Source organism: Paraburkholderia sp. BR13444, from assembly GCF_040948755.1.
Classification (GTDB): Bacteria; Pseudomonadota; Gammaproteobacteria; order Burkholderiales; family Burkholderiaceae; genus Paraburkholderia; species Paraburkholderia youngii.
This window is the reverse complement of record NZ_JBFPKM010000005.1, coordinates 517,769-534,129: the sequence shown is the minus strand read 5'-3', so window position 1 is coordinate 534,129 and position 16,361 is coordinate 517,769. Positions and strand designations below refer to the sequence as shown.

General features: G+C 64.0%; 16 protein-coding genes. 12 read left to right on the top strand and 4 right to left on the bottom strand.

Annotated elements, in window-relative coordinates; genetic code table 11:
• A partial coding sequence (locus AB3X95_RS18285) for an ESPR-type extended signal peptide-containing protein (protein ID WP_368622108.1) occupies positions 1–1,334 on the bottom strand: 1,334 nt, incomplete at its 3' end.
• A gap of 1,212 nt (positions 1,335–2,546) precedes the next feature.
• On the opposite strand from AB3X95_RS18285, the gene AB3X95_RS18280 reads away from it, so the two are divergent.
• Positions 2,547–2,849, top strand: a complete 303-nt coding sequence (locus AB3X95_RS18280; RefSeq protein WP_176107853.1) for a helix-turn-helix transcriptional regulator — start codon at positions 2,547–2,549, stop codon at positions 2,847–2,849.
• 83 nt (positions 2,850–2,932) lie between these two features.
• Positions 2,933–3,991, top strand: a complete 1,059-nt coding sequence (locus AB3X95_RS18275; protein WP_368622107.1) for an alkene reductase — start codon at positions 2,933–2,935, stop codon at positions 3,989–3,991.
• A 92-nt stretch (positions 3,992–4,083) separates the two neighbouring features.
• On the opposite strand, the gene AB3X95_RS18270 is transcribed toward AB3X95_RS18275, so the two are convergent.
• Positions 4,084–4,611 carry a GNAT family N-acetyltransferase gene (locus AB3X95_RS18270; protein WP_368622106.1) on the bottom strand — a complete coding sequence of 176 codons (528 nt, stop codon included), beginning with the start codon at positions 4,609–4,611 and terminating at the stop codon, positions 4,084–4,086.
• A gap of 151 nt (positions 4,612–4,762) precedes the next feature.
• On the opposite strand from AB3X95_RS18270, the gene AB3X95_RS18265 reads away from it, so the two are divergent.
• The 4 genes from AB3X95_RS18265 (at position 4,763) to AB3X95_RS18250 (ending at position 8,004) form a co-directional block, all read left to right on the top strand.
• Entirely contained in the window at positions 4,763–5,410 is a 648-nt protein-coding gene (locus tag AB3X95_RS18265) for a VTT domain-containing protein (RefSeq protein ID WP_176124853.1), read from the top strand.
• Between the two features lie 120 nt (positions 5,411–5,530).
• The gene (locus AB3X95_RS18260) at positions 5,531–5,983 is read left to right on the top strand and encodes a MarR family winged helix-turn-helix transcriptional regulator (RefSeq protein WP_176380971.1); all 453 of its coding nucleotides are present in this window, start codon (positions 5,531–5,533) and stop codon (positions 5,981–5,983) included.
• A gap of 45 nt (positions 5,984–6,028) precedes the next feature.
• Positions 6,029–6,595: an isochorismatase family protein gene (locus AB3X95_RS18255; protein ID WP_176124851.1), complete on the top strand. Its 567-nt coding sequence runs from the start codon at positions 6,029–6,031 to the stop codon at positions 6,593–6,595.
• 59 nt (positions 6,596–6,654) lie between these two features.
• Positions 6,655–8,004, top strand: a complete 1,350-nt coding sequence (locus AB3X95_RS18250; RefSeq protein ID WP_368622105.1) for an MFS transporter — start codon at positions 6,655–6,657, stop codon at positions 8,002–8,004.
• A gap of 39 nt (positions 8,005–8,043) precedes the next feature.
• On the opposite strand, the gene AB3X95_RS18245 is transcribed toward AB3X95_RS18250, so the two are convergent.
• Entirely contained in the window at positions 8,044–9,000 is a 957-nt protein-coding gene (locus AB3X95_RS18245; protein ID WP_176124848.1) for a LysR family transcriptional regulator, read from the bottom strand.
• Positions 9,001–9,283: 283 nt separating this feature from the next.
• Between AB3X95_RS18245 and AB3X95_RS18240 the strand changes: the two genes are divergently transcribed.
• The 3 genes from AB3X95_RS18240 to aroQ are packed head-to-tail and all read left to right on the top strand — an operon-like array spanning position 9,284 to position 12,298.
• The gene (locus tag AB3X95_RS18240) at positions 9,284–10,687 is read left to right on the top strand and encodes an MFS transporter (protein WP_368622104.1); all 1,404 of its coding nucleotides are present in this window, start codon (positions 9,284–9,286) and stop codon (positions 10,685–10,687) included.
• Between the two features lie 50 nt (positions 10,688–10,737).
• A complete protein-coding gene (locus tag AB3X95_RS18235; RefSeq protein ID WP_368622103.1) occupies positions 10,738–11,808 on the top strand; it encodes a Gfo/Idh/MocA family protein in 1,071 nt (356 codons plus the stop codon).
• A gap of 52 nt (positions 11,809–11,860) precedes the next feature.
• Positions 11,861–12,298, top strand: coding sequence for a type II 3-dehydroquinate dehydratase (gene aroQ / locus AB3X95_RS18230; RefSeq protein ID WP_368622102.1), 438 nt, complete (start codon positions 11,861–11,863; stop codon positions 12,296–12,298).
• On the opposite strand, the gene AB3X95_RS18225 is transcribed toward aroQ, so the two are convergent.
• Complete coding sequence (locus tag AB3X95_RS18225; RefSeq protein WP_368622101.1) at positions 12,295–13,374, bottom strand: hypothetical protein; 1,080 nt, start codon at positions 13,372–13,374, stop codon at positions 12,295–12,297. The two genes, aroQ and AB3X95_RS18225, sit on opposite strands and share 4 nt — an antisense overlap.
• Positions 13,375–13,491: 117 nt before the next feature.
• Between AB3X95_RS18225 and AB3X95_RS18220 the strand changes: the two genes are divergently transcribed.
• The 3 genes from AB3X95_RS18220 (at position 13,492) to AB3X95_RS18210 (ending at position 16,355) form a co-directional block, all read left to right on the top strand.
• Complete coding sequence (locus tag AB3X95_RS18220) at positions 13,492–14,397, top strand: LysR family transcriptional regulator (protein ID WP_176124843.1); 906 nt, start codon at positions 13,492–13,494, stop codon at positions 14,395–14,397.
• 100 nt (positions 14,398–14,497) lie between these two features.
• Positions 14,498–15,172, top strand: a complete 675-nt coding sequence (locus AB3X95_RS18215) for an HAD-IA family hydrolase (RefSeq protein ID WP_176124842.1) — start codon at positions 14,498–14,500, stop codon at positions 15,170–15,172.
• A gap of 34 nt (positions 15,173–15,206) precedes the next feature.
• A complete protein-coding gene (locus AB3X95_RS18210; RefSeq protein WP_176124840.1) occupies positions 15,207–16,355 on the top strand; it encodes a DSD1 family PLP-dependent enzyme in 1,149 nt (382 codons plus the stop codon).
• The last annotated feature ends 6 nt before the right edge of the window (positions 16,356–16,361 follow it).

The following is a 16,361-nucleotide window of genomic DNA, read 5'->3' as shown; positions in this document are numbered from 1 at the left end:
ATGCCGCCCGTGGTGATGCTCGGGCCGTTCTTGATGGTCAGGCCGTCGTTGTTCACCACCGTGTCACCCATCGTCACGCTGTCGACCTTCAGGTCGCGTGCCAGATCGAAGTTCACGTCGTTGCCGGCCGTGCTCTTGCTCACCGCGATGTTGCCATCGGTGTTCTTCAGGTCGACCGTGCCGCCCGGCGCCACATTGGTCGCGTTCGCGCCCTGCGCGCTCACGTTCCAGCCTGCGTTGCTCGCCTGGCTGATCTGCTCAATTGCCTGGTTCGTTGCATACAGTTGCGAACCGTTGACCGCATCGGTGCTCGTCGCGCTCAGGCGACCGGCGGCCACGTTCGTGATCGTCCGCTCGTTACCCACGCTGCCCACGCTCACCGTGCTCGTCGGGTTCGCACCTGCAAACGTATACTCCGTCCCACGGATGGTTGTACCCGCCGTGCCCACCGCGGATGCCGTCCTCGAGTTCGCGCCCAGCGCCACCGAATTGTCCGACGTTGCAACGGCGCCAGCACCGAGCGCCACCGAGGCAACCCCTGACGCCTCGGCGTACACACCAACCGCGGTGGCCACACCGCCATTCGCAGCAGCAGAAGCACCAAGTGCCGTGGCGCCATACGCTGACGACGTAGCTCGCGAACCGAGCGACGTAGCAAGATCTGCCGTCGAAGCAGCCTGATAACCAGCTGCAATTGCCTCCGGGCCCGAGGAAGTAGCCTCACCACCAAGCGCCACCGAGTCAGTTCCTGTCGCAGTGGTCTTGTGGCCAAGTGCCATGGAGTCGACGCCAGATGCCACACCCCAGCTTCCGAGCACTGTCGACCTATCAGCAGATGCCAACGCATTGAGTCCAACTGCAGTCGTATCTCTTCCGCTGGCGACAGCACTCGTACCGACCGCCGTCGCGCGGAAACCCGACGCCAACGAATAGGCGCCCAATGCCACGCCGAACCCAGCTTCGGCTGCCGCATGGTCTCCGAGCGCGACGCCACCTAGCTGCGCAGCAGCGCTAGATCCGACAGCAGTACTGCTGACGTTCGGCGGAGCAGGATAATTCGGATTGGCAAATTCCCAAGGGTTTGCGCACTCGCCGACCTGGCAGGGGTGCACCCACAGTTTTTCCACGCCGGCAACCGCGCCTTCGCCGGCCGCATAATGCGCCGTCTCAGCCTGCGCGCTGCCGACAAGCCCTTGACCCACTACAAACAAGGCCGCAGCTACGCTTGCAATCGCCGATGACTTGCTTCGCTTACCACGAGACGTCGTCAACTCTGAAGTTGCGACCCAGGTGCCACGGGATTCATTCCAGACACTTTTATACGACTTATTCATAATCCAATCCTTTCTCAAAACTAAAATTTGGCATCAGAGATTGCGACGTCCGCGTTATTCGTCGTCGCCCTTGGCCGCCGCGAAAGAGACGTTAATTTTTCTTTTCCTCTGAAATCTTTCACTTACCTACAAATCGTTTCTCAATACCGCGCATCATTCACGGCCATCCCGCCCGATGGGGGGTGTGAATGAAAGAATTTGCATTTGAGGCATTAAAGAATTGCCTATGAACACAAAAACCGAAACGACTTGCTCACGACTAAAGTTCCGGATAATCTTATTTTTTTTGGATAAGCAAGATAATCAGCCTCGTCCTAAAGTCTCCACACAATACATAGGACAAAGCCGCAGGCTCGGCTTTATCGGCAAATGCTTTGCCATCGATTTTTGGATCTTTTCGCGATGAAAAGGAAAAGGAGGAAAAACAACAAATAGGGCAAAAAATTGGATGACTGTAGAAATAGAATTCGCCAAGTGTGAATCGCGACAACGTAGGCAACTGGACCGGCAAGATCGCGAAGTGAGCCCGACGGACGCGCTCGCGGCGTTCAAGACGGAACGATCAAGAGCGAGCAGATGCGAGCCGAACTGATGCCGCCGTTTAAATCTGCACCGGAGCCAGATCTCGCAAAAGAGGAGGCAACGGCGACTGGGTGCGGCAGATGAGTTCGTCGCTGCCGGTGCTCTATCGAGCGACCTACCGTTTCATCTGAAATTGCTGCGCGCAACGATCGGCCGGACCTTGAATCGACGCCTCGAAAGAAGCGCTATTGGGGCAAGTTCGACTGTACGCGTGGCTTGGCGGGTTTCGCTGCAGACCCCGCCTGTTAGGGTCGCGAGGTCGAGCTGTATGACCCATCAGTGCCAGGGAGCAAAACGGATCGATGATGGCGCGAAGTGCGCCTGTTCCTGTTCGACTTCGCGGGCCTGCGGGATCGTTAAGCCCCTGTACGCCCGCAAGAATCCAACACGGCAGCGCCAGTGACGCACTCATCGCGCCGGCACGGCGAGGCTGCAACTCGTAATTGCTCGTCAATCGCCGCGCACTGCCACTCAGCGCGAACAAAGCTTCATGTCAATAACCTATCGCCCCATTCGCAGTAGTGCCTTCATCCATATCGCTAAATTACGATATATGATTCGTACTGTAGCGATGCAATTGCGCGCACGCCAACCAGCGTGCCGCTTGTCGAACCCCCTGAACCCATCCACATGACGCCCGATTTCGACGCGATCCACAAAGCGCTGGCCAACCCGGTCCGCCGGGAGATTCTCGGCTGGCTGCGCGAGCCGCAAGCGCATTTCGCCGATCAGGAGCTGCCGCTCGACCACGGCGTGTGCGCGGGCAAGATCGACGCGCGCTGCGGCCTGTCGCAGTCCACCGTGTCGGCGCACCTCGCCGCATTGCAGCGCGCGGGGCTCGTCACGTCGAAACGGGTCGGTCAATGGGTGTTTTTCAAACGCAACGAGCCCGTCATCCAGGCGTTCCTCGAATACATGAACACCACGCTCTGAGCACCGCACTCGCATCGCCGCGTTTCCTTTTTCACGCAGTTTTATGAGGCTCGGGCCCTGCCCGCCGCCAAAGGTGAACTCTCATGCCGACTCTTTTCGATCCCCTGCAAATTGGCGATATCACGCTGCCGAACCGCATCATCATGGCGCCGCTCACGCGTCAGCGCGCCGAGGAAATTCGCGTGCCGAACGCGCTGATGGCGCGCTACTACGCCGAACGCGCGAGCGCCGGCCTGATCCTCAGCGAAGCGACGTCGGTCACGCCGCAAGGCGTCGGCTACGCGGACACGCCGGGCATCTGGTCGCAGGAGCAGGTCGAAGGCTGGAAGCTCGTCACGCAGGCCGTGCACGACGCGGGCGGCAAGATCTTCCTGCAGCTGTGGCACGTCGGACGTATTTCGGACCCGGTGTTCCTGAACGGTGAGCTGCCGGTCGCGCCGAGCGCGATTGCCGCCGGCGGTCACGTGAGCCTCGTGCGTCCCGAGCGTCCGTTCGTGACGCCGCGCGCGCTCGAGCTCGATGAAATCGCCGGTGTCGTCGAAGCATTCCGCAAGGGCGCGGAAAACGCCAAGGCCGCGGGCTTCGACGGCGTAGAAGTGCACGGCGCGAACGGCTATCTGCTCGACCAGTTCCTGCAGGACAGCACCAACAAGCGCACCGATGCCTACGGCGGCCCGATCGAAAACCGCGCGCGTCTGCTGCTCGAAGTCACCGACGCGTGCATCAGCGTATGGGGCGCGAACCGCGTCGGCGTACATCTCGCACCGCGCCGCGATGCGCACACGATGGGCGACTCCGATCCGGCAGCAACGTTCGGCTATGTCGCGCGCGAACTCGGCAAGCGCAAGATCGCGTTTATCGCGGCGCGTGAAGCGCTCGGCGACGACCGCCTCGGCCCGCAGCTGAAGGAAGCGTTCGGCGGCCCGTACATCGTGAACGAGAAGTTCACGAAGGAAACCGCGCAGCAGGTGCTCGACGCCGGCGAAGCAGATGCGGTGGCCTGGGGTCAGCTGTACATCGCGAATCCGGATCTGGTGCGCCGCTTCGCTGAAGATGCGCCGCTGAACAAGCCGGTTCCGGCGACGTTCTATGCGCGTGGCGAAGTCGGCTACACCGATTATCCGGCGCTGGAAGCGGTGTAATCGGTAGTGACAGCGGGCTCATGTCCGCTGTATGAAATGATGAAGCGGAGGGCGTGATTGAATTTCAGCCACGCCCTCCGCTTTTTTGCGCGCTAGGCCAGATCGCGCCGCATGAACACCCGTTTCGACTCATCGAGCCCGCGTGCGATATGCGCGTCGCGCCGCGCGAGCAACGACGCGTCGAGCTCTACTGTGGCGAGGTCGCGAAAGCCGAGCCGCCTGTAGTACGGTGCGTTCCACGGCACGTCGCGATACGTCGACAGCACGAGTTGCGTCAATTGCCGCGCCCGCGCGATTCGCGCGACCTCTTCGATCAATGCCGCGCCGATGCGCCTACCCGCGTGCGAGGTCAGTACATCGAGCTCCTGAACGTAGATGCGCGTCGGCTGCGGCTCGAACATCACGAAGCCCACGCAAATCTCCTGCTGATCGAGCGCGACGATGATCTCGCGCGCTTCGATCTTGCGCTCGACGACCTCGCGCGCCATCGGCGGTGCGTCGGCGATGCCCGTCATGCCGACGCCGACGAAACGCAGGCCCGCTTCGAATTCGATGGCACGAATCGTTTCCGCTTCCTGCGGCGCGGCATAACGGAAGGTGATGGCGGGGTCGTGCGACATGGCGTTGCATCTGATGAAGACCACCCGAGTTTGACATCGGCGCAGCAACATCGACAAGCGTCAAACGACAAAAACTCGCGCAAGCGCCCTGCACCCACGCTCGCGGGACTACACTCATCAGATCCGAACGCCACCTGAGGCTCATGCCAACATGAACCTGATGAATGCGCTGCAGATCGCGCTGCACCTCGACCAGCACCTGAGCGCGCTGATCGTGCAATTCGGCACGGCAATCTACGCACTGCTGTTCGTCGTCGTGTTCGTCGAATTCGGTTTTCTGCCGTTGTTCTTTCTGCCCGGCGATCCGCTGATCTTTATCTGCGGATCGCTCGCGGCCACCGGTGCATTGAACGTGTGGATCATCGCGCCCTTGCTGTTCGTCGCGACGGTGGCCGGCAGCATCGTCGGGTACGCGATTGGCCACGCGGTCGGCGACAAGGTCTACACCCGCAATTACTACTGGCTCAACCGCAATGCGCTGAGCCGCGCCCACGCGTTCAGCGAAGCGCGCGGCCGCCTGACCTTCCTGCTGTCACCTTACATCGCCGTGGTGCGCACGTTCGCGCCATTCGCCGCGGGCGTGTCGCAAATGATGTTCTCGCGCTTCGTCACGTTCGTCACCGCCGGCGCGGCGCTGTGGATCGTGTCGCTGATCGGGGCCGGCTATCTGTTCGGCAACGTGCCGGTGGTGCGCGAGCATCTGAGTTCGCTGGTGTTGCTGGGCCTCGCGCTCGGCGGCGCGATGCTGGCCGGCGCCGCGGCATGGCGCTTTTTCAACCGGCGGATGCGGGCGCGTTAAGCGGTTCGTCGCGCCGCCCTCGCGTACGGCGTCCCGTCACATCAAATCTTGACCCGAGCGAAATACGAAGGTAGCCTTAGCAGGATACCTTCACATCATGTCATCGCGCGAGCTCATCGCATGAGCAAATCCCCTCTCCCCGTTACGCCGGAAGAACTCCATACGCTGGCCGAAGACCTGCGCGTGCTGGTGGGCAAGCTACGCCGGCGTCTGCGCGAGGAGTCGCATGTCGGCGACTTCACGCCGTCGCAGGTGCAGGTGCTGAATTTGCTGGAACGCGAAGGCCCGGCCACAGTCACCGCGCTCGCGCGCGCGCACGGCATGCGTCCGCAGTCGATGGGCGAAACGCTCGCGGCATTGAAAGCCGCGGGGCTCGTCAACGGCGCGCCCGATCCCAACGATGGACGGCAGACGGTCCTATCGCTGACTCCATCCTTTCGCAAGAAGGTCAAGGCGAGCCGCGCGGCGCGCGAAGACTGGCTGTATCGCACGATTCAAACGCGCTTCACGCAAGCCGAACAGCAACAGCTCGCGACGGGCGTCGATCTGCTGAAACGCCTCGTCGATTTGTAACTCGCGATGCGCGCACGCGCGTCTCGCCACTCGCAGGAGCACCTCATGGCACTCACTACTCTCGATGCCAAAACCGCACTGATTGTCGTCGATCTGCAGCGCGGCGTCGTCGCGTTGCCCACCGCGCCCCATTCGGCCGGCGAGATCGTCGAACGCTCGGTTACGCTACTCGACGCGTTCCGCCGCCACGGCCTGCCGGTCGTGCTCGTGAACGTCACCGCCGGCGCACCGGGCCGCACCGACCAGGGTCGCCACTCCGCCGACTTCCCGGCCGGTTTCGCCGATCTGCTGCCCGAACTGAAGCAGCAGCCGTCGGACCATCTGGTCACGAAGCGCACGTGGGGCGCCTTCACGAACACCGATCTGGCCTCGTATCTGCAACAGCAAGGCGTCACGCAAGTGGTGCTCGTCGGTATCGCGACCAGCATCGGCGTCGAATCGACCGCGCGTTTCGCGAGCGAGGCCGGCCTGAACGTCACGCTCGTCGTCGACGCGATGACCGATCTGAACCCCGACGCGCACAACAACAGCATCACGCGCATCTTCCCGCGCCTCGGCGAAACCGGCACGACGCAGGAAGTGCTCGATCTGCTCGAACGCTCGCGGGCTTAACGAATTGAAGCGAGTCACTACCCGCATGCAGTCCACCCCGCGTTGAGGACACCCCTGCCGTGAGCACCACGTTCCGTTCGCTGCGCATATTCAACTATCGTGTCTGGGCGAGCGGCGCGCTCGTCTCAAACATCGGCACGTGGATGCAGCGCACGGCGCAGGACTGGCTCGTGCTCACCGAGCTTACGCATCACAACGCGACGGCGGTGGGCATCGTGATGTCGCTGCAATTCGGCCCGCAGATGCTGTTGCTGCCGCTCACCGGCTACGCGGCCGATCACTTCGATCGCCGCAAACTGCTGTTCGCGACGCAGACGGCGATGGGCACGCTGGCACTGGCGCTCGGTCTGCTCACGGTCACGGGGCTCGTGCAGCTATGGCAGGTCTACGTGTTCGCTGGGCTGCTAGGCTGCGTGACCGCGTTCGATTCCCCCGCGCGTCAGACCTTCGTATCCGACCTCGTCGGCGAACGCGATCTCGCCAACGCGGTCGGGCTGAACTCCACGTCGTTCAACGCCGCCCGTATGCTCGGCCCAGCGGTCGCGGGTCTGCTGATCGCGTCGGTGGGCAGCGGCTGGGTGTTTCTGATCAATGCGCTGTCGTTCGTCGCGGTGCTCGGCGCGCTGCGCATGCTGCGGCTCGACCAGTTGCATATCAAGCCGCGCAATGTGCGCTCGCGCGGCAGCTTCGTCGAAGGCTTCAAATATGTGTGGACGCGTCCCGATCTGAAGGCGGCGCTCCTGATGCTGTTCCTGATCGGCACCTTCGGCCTGAACTTCCCGATTTTCATCTCGACGATGTCCGTCACCGCGTTCCATGCCGGCGCCAGCGAGTACGGGCTGCTAAGTTCGACGATGGCGATCGGCTCGGTCACCGGCGCACTGCTCGCCGCGCGCCGCGCGCGGCCCACCATCGGGCTGCTGCTCGGCGCGGGCGCGATATTCGGCATCGGCTGCACGACAGCCGCGCTGATGCCCAACTATGTGCTATTCGGCATCGTGCTGGTCGTGATCGGCGTGTCGACGCAAACCTTCACCACCTCGACCAATAGCCTCGTGCAACTGACCACCGAGCCCGCGATGCGCGGCCGCGTGATCGCGATCCTGCTCGCAATCGCGCTCGGCACCACACCGCTCGGCGCGCCGGTGGTCGGCTGGGTCGCCGACCGTTTCGGCCCGCGCTGGGCGCTCGGCGTCGGCGCGGCATCGGGCTTCGGCGCGGCGCTCGTCGGTCTTGTCTATCTGATGCGATACCGGCAGTTGCGCTTCTATCGTGAAGGCTGGCGCCTGCGTTACAGCATCGAAGACCCGCGGCCCGTCACGGCCGCCACGGTGTTTCCCGACTCCATCACGACGCTTCAGCGCAGCGAGCTCGACGCGGCGGAAGAGGATACGGCTTCGAGCGTGTAAACACGCAAGCGGTGAGCGCCGGACCCAGGCAGGCGCTGTTCAGAGTCCGCCCACGCCGCGCGTCACCAGTGCATACGGTCCGCGTGTCAACTGCTCCCTGAGAAACTCGATGCACACCTGAATCCGCGCCGACGACGACAAGCGCTCGGCCGTCACCGCCCACACATCGGCGGCTTGCTGATAGTCGGGCAGCACGCGCACCAGTTCGCCCGCGCGCAGGCTCTCGGCCACGTCCCAGACCGACACCATCACGATCCCGTAGCCCTGCTTCGCCCACTGCACGACGATGTCGCTCAGGTTCGACGCGACGGTGCCCGTCACCTTCACGCTCTTTTCGCCGTGCGGCCCACTGAGACGCCAGACCCCGAAGCGGTCGTCGCGGCCGCGAAACAGCAGGCAATCGTGGCCGGTCAGATCGTTGAGTTCGACCGGCGCGCCGTGCTGCTCGAGATAAGCCGGTGACGCGCACAGAATGCGCGCGCTCTCCACCATCTTGTGCGCGATCAGATGCGGCTCCTGCACTTCGCCCACGCGCACGTCGATATCGAAGTTCTCGCCGACCACATCCGCGCGCCGATCCAGCAGTTCGAGCCAGACTTCGAGGTTCGGGTGACGCTCGCGCAGCATCGCGAGAATCGGAGACACGTGCTTGCGGCCCAGCCGCAAACTCGTGCTGATGCGCAACAGGCCGCTCAGCTCGGTGCGGCGATCGGCGAACGCGTCGGCCATGCCCTGCACGTCATCGAGAATTTTTTGCGCCCATTGCAGCGCGGCTTCGCCGTCGCTCGTTACGCTGACGCGGCGCGTGGTGCGCTGAAACAGTTTCACGCCCAGACCGGCTTCGAGCATTGCGATGCGCTTGCTCACATGCGACGGCGACAGCCCCATCTCCGTCGAGGCCGCGACAAAACTGCCGCGCCGCGCGATATGACAGAACAGCTGCAGATCGCGCAGGAAGGATTCATTCGTGGCTGTGAGCGCATTCTGATTTTGCATCTGGACGCATTGTGTCGGCGCATAACGCTATTACCCTAGCTCCAACGGATTGGTTGGGCAAGGGCCGGTCGTTTGTATGCCGGTCTGAATGCAATGCCCCGCGCACTGAGACATGGTTAACCCGCAGTGCGCCGCGACGGCGTATGACACGCGTCGATCCATGCCGTTGTGCTGCACCGCGGCAACGAGATCAGGAAAATCCTGGCTTGCGCGGTGCCCGTTTAAAAGCGCCAATGATTCAGCCGCAGAAGCTGACAAAAACATTTCCCATTCAGGAGACGACATGCAAACGAACGCATCGGCAAGTAGCGGGCATAGCTCGCAGGCGCGCAAGGCAACCGCCAGCGGCTGGATCGGCTCGGCGCTCGAGTACTACGATTTCTTCATCTATGCGCAGGCCGCCGCGCTAATCTTTCCTCAACTATTCTTCCCTTCCGGCAACCCCAAGATCGCGATCGTCGCATCGCTCGCAACCTACGGCGTCGGCTACGTCGCGCGGCCGATCGGCGCAATCGTGCTCGGACACTGGGGCGATACACACGGCCGCAAGAACGTACTGCTGCTCTGCATGTTCCTGATGGGTCTGTCGACGATGGCGGTCGGTTTGCTGCCGACCTATCACCAGATCGGCTTTCTTGCACCGGTGCTGCTCGTCGTGCTGCGGCTGATCCAGGGCTTCGCGGTCGCTGGTGAAATCTCGGGCGCCAGCTCGATGATCCTCGAGCACGCGCCATTCGGACGACGCGGCTACTACGCGAGCTTCACGCTGCAAGGCGTGCAGGCCGGGCAGATTCTCGCCGCCGCGGTATTCCTGCCGCTCGCGTATTACATGGACGACGCCTCGTTCAACTCGTGGGGCTGGCGCATTCCGTTCCTGCTCAGCGCGATCGTGCTGATCGCCGGCTACATCATCCGCCGCGAAGTCCACGAAACGCCGGCGTTCGAGAAGGAAGGCGCGAGCGGCGGCGTGCCGCGCTCGCCGATCATCGAAGCGTTCAAGTACAACTGGCGCGACATGCTGCGCGTCGTGCTGTGCTCGCTGATGAACGTGATCCCGGTCGTCGCGACGATTTTCGGCGCGGCGTACGCGGTGCAGCCGTCGTACGGGATCGGCTTTTCGAAGAGCCTGTATCTGTGGATTCCGGTGATCGGCAATATCGTCGCGGTGCTGGTGATTCCGTACGTGGGCAATCTGTCCGACCGGATCGGCCGGCGTCTGCCGATCATCGTCGGCGCGCTCGGCGCCGGGCTGCTTTCATTCGCGTATCTGTACGCGATCAGCATCCACAACGTGCCGCTCGCGATGGTGATGTCGATCCTGATGTGGGGCGTCATCTATCAAGGCTATAACGCGATCTTCCCGAGCTTCTACCCGGAACTGTTCCCGACGCGTTCACGCGTCTCCGCGATGGCGATCGGCCAGAACATCGGCACGACGATCACCGCTCTGCTGCCGGCCCTGTTCGCCTACGTCGCGCCGCCGGGATCGCACAACGTGCCGCTGACGATCGGCGCGATCACGTTCGGCATCACGATCGTCTGCGCGATTTCCGCATGGAGCGCGCGCGAGAACTTCCGTGTGCGGCTTAGCGACCTCGGCGAAAAGAACGTCGTGCCGATGGACAAGCTCAGCTACGACGCGCTGCGCGCGCAAAGCATGGCCGCCGGGAAAAAGGCCGTTGCTTGAGCCCGCTTGCCGGTTAGCGCGTCTAATCAGTACTTTCAGGGAACCCGCTCATGACCAGCACCCGGATCGCCGTCGCCGGCGCGGGCTACATCGGCCGCGCTCATATGGCGGTCGCGCAGCAAAGCGACGCGTGCACGCTGTCGGCGATCGTCGATCCGTCGCCCGCGGCCGCCGCGCTCGCGGCCGAGGCGGGCGTGCCGCTGTTCCGCACGCTCGACGAGCTGCTCGAACGCGATCGCCCCGACGGCGTGATTCTCGCGACGCCGAACCAGCTGCACGTCGAACACGCGTCGCGTTGCCTCGCGGCGCGCGTGCCGACGCTGCTCGAAAAGCCGATCGCGCCGAGCGTCGACCAAGCGGAAACGCTCGCCGCCGACGCCGAGCGCAGCGGCGTGCCGCTGCTGATCGGTCATCATCGCGCGCACAGTCCGATCATGGCGCGCGCGCGGCAGCTGATCGACGAGGGACGGCTCGGCAAGCTCGTCGCGGTGATGGGCAGCGCGGTGTTCTTCAAACCCGACGAGTACTTCGCCGACGCCGACTGGCGGCGCCAGCCCGGCGGCGGTCCGATCCTGCTGAATATGATTCACGAGGTGCACAACCTGCGCATGCTGTGCGGCGACATCGTCGCCGTGCAGGCCTTCTCGTCGCATGCCACGCGCGGCTTTCCGGTCGAGGATACGGTCGCGATCAACCTGCGCTTCGCGAACGGCGCGCTCGGCAGCTTCATGCTGTCCGATACCGCCGCGAGTGCGCGCAGCTGGGAGCAGACGTCGCAAGAGAACAAGGCCTATCCGTCGTATCCGGACGAAGATTGCTACGTGATCGCGGGCACCTTCGGCTCGCTCGCGGTACCGACGATGCGTCTGAAGACCTACGCCAAAGCCGCGGACCGCTCGTGGTGGAAGCCGTTCGACGTCAGCGTCGCCGACATGACGCGCGACGATCCGCTAAAGCTGCAGCTCGAGCATTTCGTGCGCGTGATTCACGGCAAGGAGCCGCCGCTCGTCAGCGCGCAGGACGGTTTGCAGAATCTGCGTATCACCGAGGCGATCGTCGAAGCGGCCAAGACCGGCGCGGTCGTCGATACGACCCGCGCCGTCGCGGCGGCGGTCCACTAAAACAAGCTGAAGTCGCGTCGATACAACTCAGTTGATCACTCAGGATGGCTATATGAAAACATTCGTGATGCTGCACGGCATCAACCACAACATGTTCGGCAAGCGCGATCCCGCGCAATACGGCACCATCACGCTCGAAGAAATCGACGCACGGCTGCGCGCGCTCGGCGACGAGCTCGGCGTGCGGGTCGACAGCTTTCAGACCAATAGCGAAGCGGCGATGTGCGAGCGCATTCACCAGGCGTTCACCGACAACGCCGACGGCGTGCTGATCAATGCCGGCGCATGGACGCACTACAGCTATGGCATTCGCGATGCACTCGCGATCCTGACCGTCCCGGTGGTCGAGATCCACATGTCGAACATTCACGCGCGCGAGGCGTTCCGGCATCATTCGGTGTTCGCGGAGATCGTCAAAGGGCAGATTTGCGGCTTCGGCGTGGACAGCTATCTGCTCGGGCTGCGCGCGGCGGTGTCGGCCGCGGGCTAGCGCCACGTTTCGGTCAGCTCGTTGGCCAGCACCATTTTCTGGCGGACCACCTCGACGAAGGCCGGGTCGATACCCGGCTGCGCCTTCAGGAATTTCAGCGCGGCGGAGTGCACGGCGCGCAACGCGCCGCCGTCGATGCCCGTCATGCGCGCCGCGCTGCGCCGCGTTTCAACGACCAGATCGCGCGCGCTCGTAAAGTCGGGTGCCAAGCCGCATCGCGCGTCGAACGCGGCGCTCAGACCGGTCGCGTAGTCGCGCGACTCGCCGAGCCGTTCCATATCGATCAGCAGATCGACGCCCTCACCCATGCGCAGCGCGCAGAGAATCCACAACGCAATGAACGCGCGATACGCGTTGTCGCTGTCCACCGTGCGCGCGAACTGCTCGCACGCGAGCGCATACGCGTCATCGGGCATCGGCGGCAGTGGCGGCAGGCGCACGCCGCACCCGCCGATCGCCTCGCTCACCAGCGGATCGATCTGATTCAGACCGAGCACGCGAAACGGCGCGGCGACAAAAAACGCATTGCTCCATTGCTGCCGCAGCAGCCAACCCGACGCGAACTGAGACGCGGGATTGCGCAGCACACCCACGTGCAGCGCCTCGGCAAACGCGCGCTTCAGCCACGGCAGACGACCGCCCGTGCGGCAAAACTTGAACACGGGCACGCGGCCCTGCTCGATCGTGTGTGCGCTCAGCGCGCGCAAATAGGCCTGCAGTGACGGGAATGTCGCATCGGGCTCGCGCGTAAAGCGATCGATGCTGAAGCGCCGGTCGTAACCCGCGACGCCGCGCGCGTCTTCGCGCAAAAACGGCCGGTATTCGTCGAAGTATGGCGCGGCGAGCGGCGGGTGCCCCGAGGTCAAGGTCGGCCGCGAGGCGGGCACGTCGGCGAGCTTGAGATCGGCGAGAACGTTGCTGAGCGGCTCGTAGAAACCGGCCGCGCCTTGGAGCTCGCGCAGCCGCGACCACACCCACGTGCCCGCGCTGCGCCAGCCCGTATGCAGAAAAACCGCCTGTTTCAGCGGAGTATTGCGCGCTGCGTCGTTCGCGGACGACTCATGAGGCAACGACATGGGACTTCTCTTCCAATGATTGAATCGATAGACCGGAAGCGCCACTTTACCCTGTGATCGATCGGGACGCATTATGCTGCGAGATTCCACGCTCCGCCATTGCACCCACCTCCCCTCATGAACGATTCGGCCGATATCCGCTTCCTGCTCACACTGCGCGCGAGCGGCAGCCTGATCGCCGCCGCGCGGCGGCTCGCGCTGTCGCCGTCGGCGGTCACGCAGCGTCTGCAGCAACTCGAAAAGAAGCTCGGCGCGCAACTCGTGAACCGCAGCGCGCGCCGCCTGCAATTCACCGACGAAGGCCTGCTGCTGTGCGAGCGCGGCGCCGAGCTGATCGCGCAGTTCGACGCGTTGTTCGACGATCTGCAAACTCGCCGCGGCGGCCTCGTCGGCACGCTGAAGATCAATGCGCCGCTCGGTTTCGGACGACGCCATCTGGCGCCGCTGATCGGCGAGTTCCAGCACCAGAACCCCGATATCGACGTCGCGCTGACGCTGTCCGACCGGCCGTTGACCGAAACGCTCGATCGCTTCGATATCGTCGTGCATATCGGCGAGCTGCCGCTGTCGAACCTGATCGGCTATACGATCGCGCCGAACGCGCGTTTCGTCTGCGCGGCGCCCGCGCTCGTCAAGCGAATCGGCCAAGCCGAATCGCCGGAAGCGTTGAGCCGGCTGCCCTGCATCGTGCTGCGCGAAAACAACGAGGACGTGTCGCTGTGGCAGTTCAGCAAGGGCCGCACGCGCCGCAGCGTGCGCGTGTCCGCGCATCTGAGCTGCAACGACGGTGACGTGATCCGCCAATGGGCCTGCGAGGGACGCGGCGTGATTCTGCGCTCCGAATGGGACGTCGCAGACGACCTTGCGAAGGGCAAACTCGTGCGTCTGCTGCCGGGCTGGAAAGCGCCGGATGCGAACGTGATCGCCCTCACGCATCAGCGCACGGGGCTGCCGGCGCGCACGCGCCATTTCATGCAGTATCTGCAAAGCCGCTTCAGGCCGCTGCCACCCTGGCGACGATGATTCAGTTGGTCTGAATCTAAGACTCATCCCATCTGAACGCTGACGACCTGTCGAAAAACCTATAATCGACTCATCGTCAACAGCCGGCCCACATGCAATCATGACTGCTGCCGCCCACGCCACCGACACCCCCGCCTACCCCGACGCGGTGCTGTTCGACCTGCTCACCGCCCTGCTCGACTCGTGGACCTCGTGGAACCGCGCGGCAGGCTCCGACGAAGCGGGCCGCGCATGGCGTGCCGCCTACCTGCGGCTCACGTACAGCTGCGGCCGGTACGTTCCCTACGAACAACTGGTGCGGGAGGCCGCCTCGCAAGTCGGTTTGTCCGAGGCGGCCGCGAACGCGCTCGAAACGGACTGGCTCAACCTGAAGCCGTGGCCTGGCGCGCTCGATGCATTGCGCGCGCTCGCGCCGCACTGCAAGCTCGCGGTCGTCACCAACTGCTCGACGCGGCTCGGCTTGCAGGCGGCCGCACTGTTGCCTGTGCGGTGGGACGCGATCGTGACCGCCGAGGAAGCCGGCGTCTACAAGCCGGACCCGCTCCCGTACCGCCTCGCGCTCGACAAGCTCGGCGTCGAACCGCGGCGCGCCGCCTTCGTCGCCGGGTCGAGCTACGACATGTTCGGCACCGCGGCCGTGGGTCTGCGGACCTACTGGCACAACCAGGTCGGCCTGCCGCTCGTTGCGGGTGCGCAAGCGCCCGAGGTCGAAGCGGCATCGCTCGACGGGCTCGTGCCGTGGCTCGCAAGCTTTGGCCGCGATCGTCGTCATTGACCCTGGAACCTCACCTCGTTCCTCAGGTGCAAACATGAAACTCGAACAGATCGAAACCCCGGCCGCGTTGATCGACGTCGCGCGGATGCAGAAGAACATCGCGCGGATGCAAGGGCGGATGAATGCGCTCGGCGTCGCGTTCCGGCCGCATGTGAAGACCACCAAGTGCATCGACGTCGTGCGCGCGCAGATCGCCGCCGGCGCGCGCGGCATCACGGTGTCGACGCTGAAGGAAGCGGAAGCGTTCTTCGCGGCCGGCGTCGACGACATCCTGTACGCCGTCAGCATGGTTCCGTCGAAGTTGCCGCGCGCGCTCGCGCTGCGTCGTCAGGGCTGCGATCTGAAGCTGGTGGTCGACAACCCGACCGCCGCCGCGGCGATTGCCGGGTTCGGCGACCAGCACGGCGAAACGTTCGAGGTCTGGATCGAGGTCGATACGGACGGCCATCGCTCCGGAATCCAGCCTGAACAGCAGACGCTGCTCGACGTCGGGCGGATTCTGCACGAGAACGGTGTGAAAGTCGGCGGCGTGATGACCCATGCGGGTTCGAGCTATGAGTTGAATACCCCTGAAGCGCTCGCCGCGCTCGCGGAGCAGGAACGCGCCGGCTGCGTGCGCGCCGCCGAGCGGCTGCGCGAAGCGGGCATCGCGTGTCCGGCGGTCAGCGTCGGTTCGACGCCGACCGCGCTCGCCGCACGCAATCTCGAAGGCATCACCGAGGTGCGGGCCGGCGTCTACGTGCTGTTCGATCTGGTCATGCACAACGTGGGCGTTTGCACGCTCGACGACATCGCGCTCAGCGTACTCACGACCGTGATCGGTCATCAGGAAGACAAAGGCTGGGCGATTCTCGACGCGGGCTGGATGGCGCTAAGCCGCGATCGCGGCACCTCGCGGCAGTCGCACGATTTCGGCTATGGGCAGCCGTGTTTGCTCAATGGCACGTTGCTGCCGGGCTATGTCGTGAGCGGCGCCAACCAGGAGCACGGGATTCTTGCGGCGGCTCAGGCCGATCCGCACGCCGATGCACAGAGCAACGACATCGCGCAGCGCTTTCCGATCGGTATGAAACTGCGCATCCTGCCGAACCACGCGTGCGCGACCGGCGCACAGTTTCCCGAATATCACGCGGTCGCACCGGACGGCAGCAGCGTCGCGTGGCAGAGGTTTTACGGCTGGTAAGCCGCC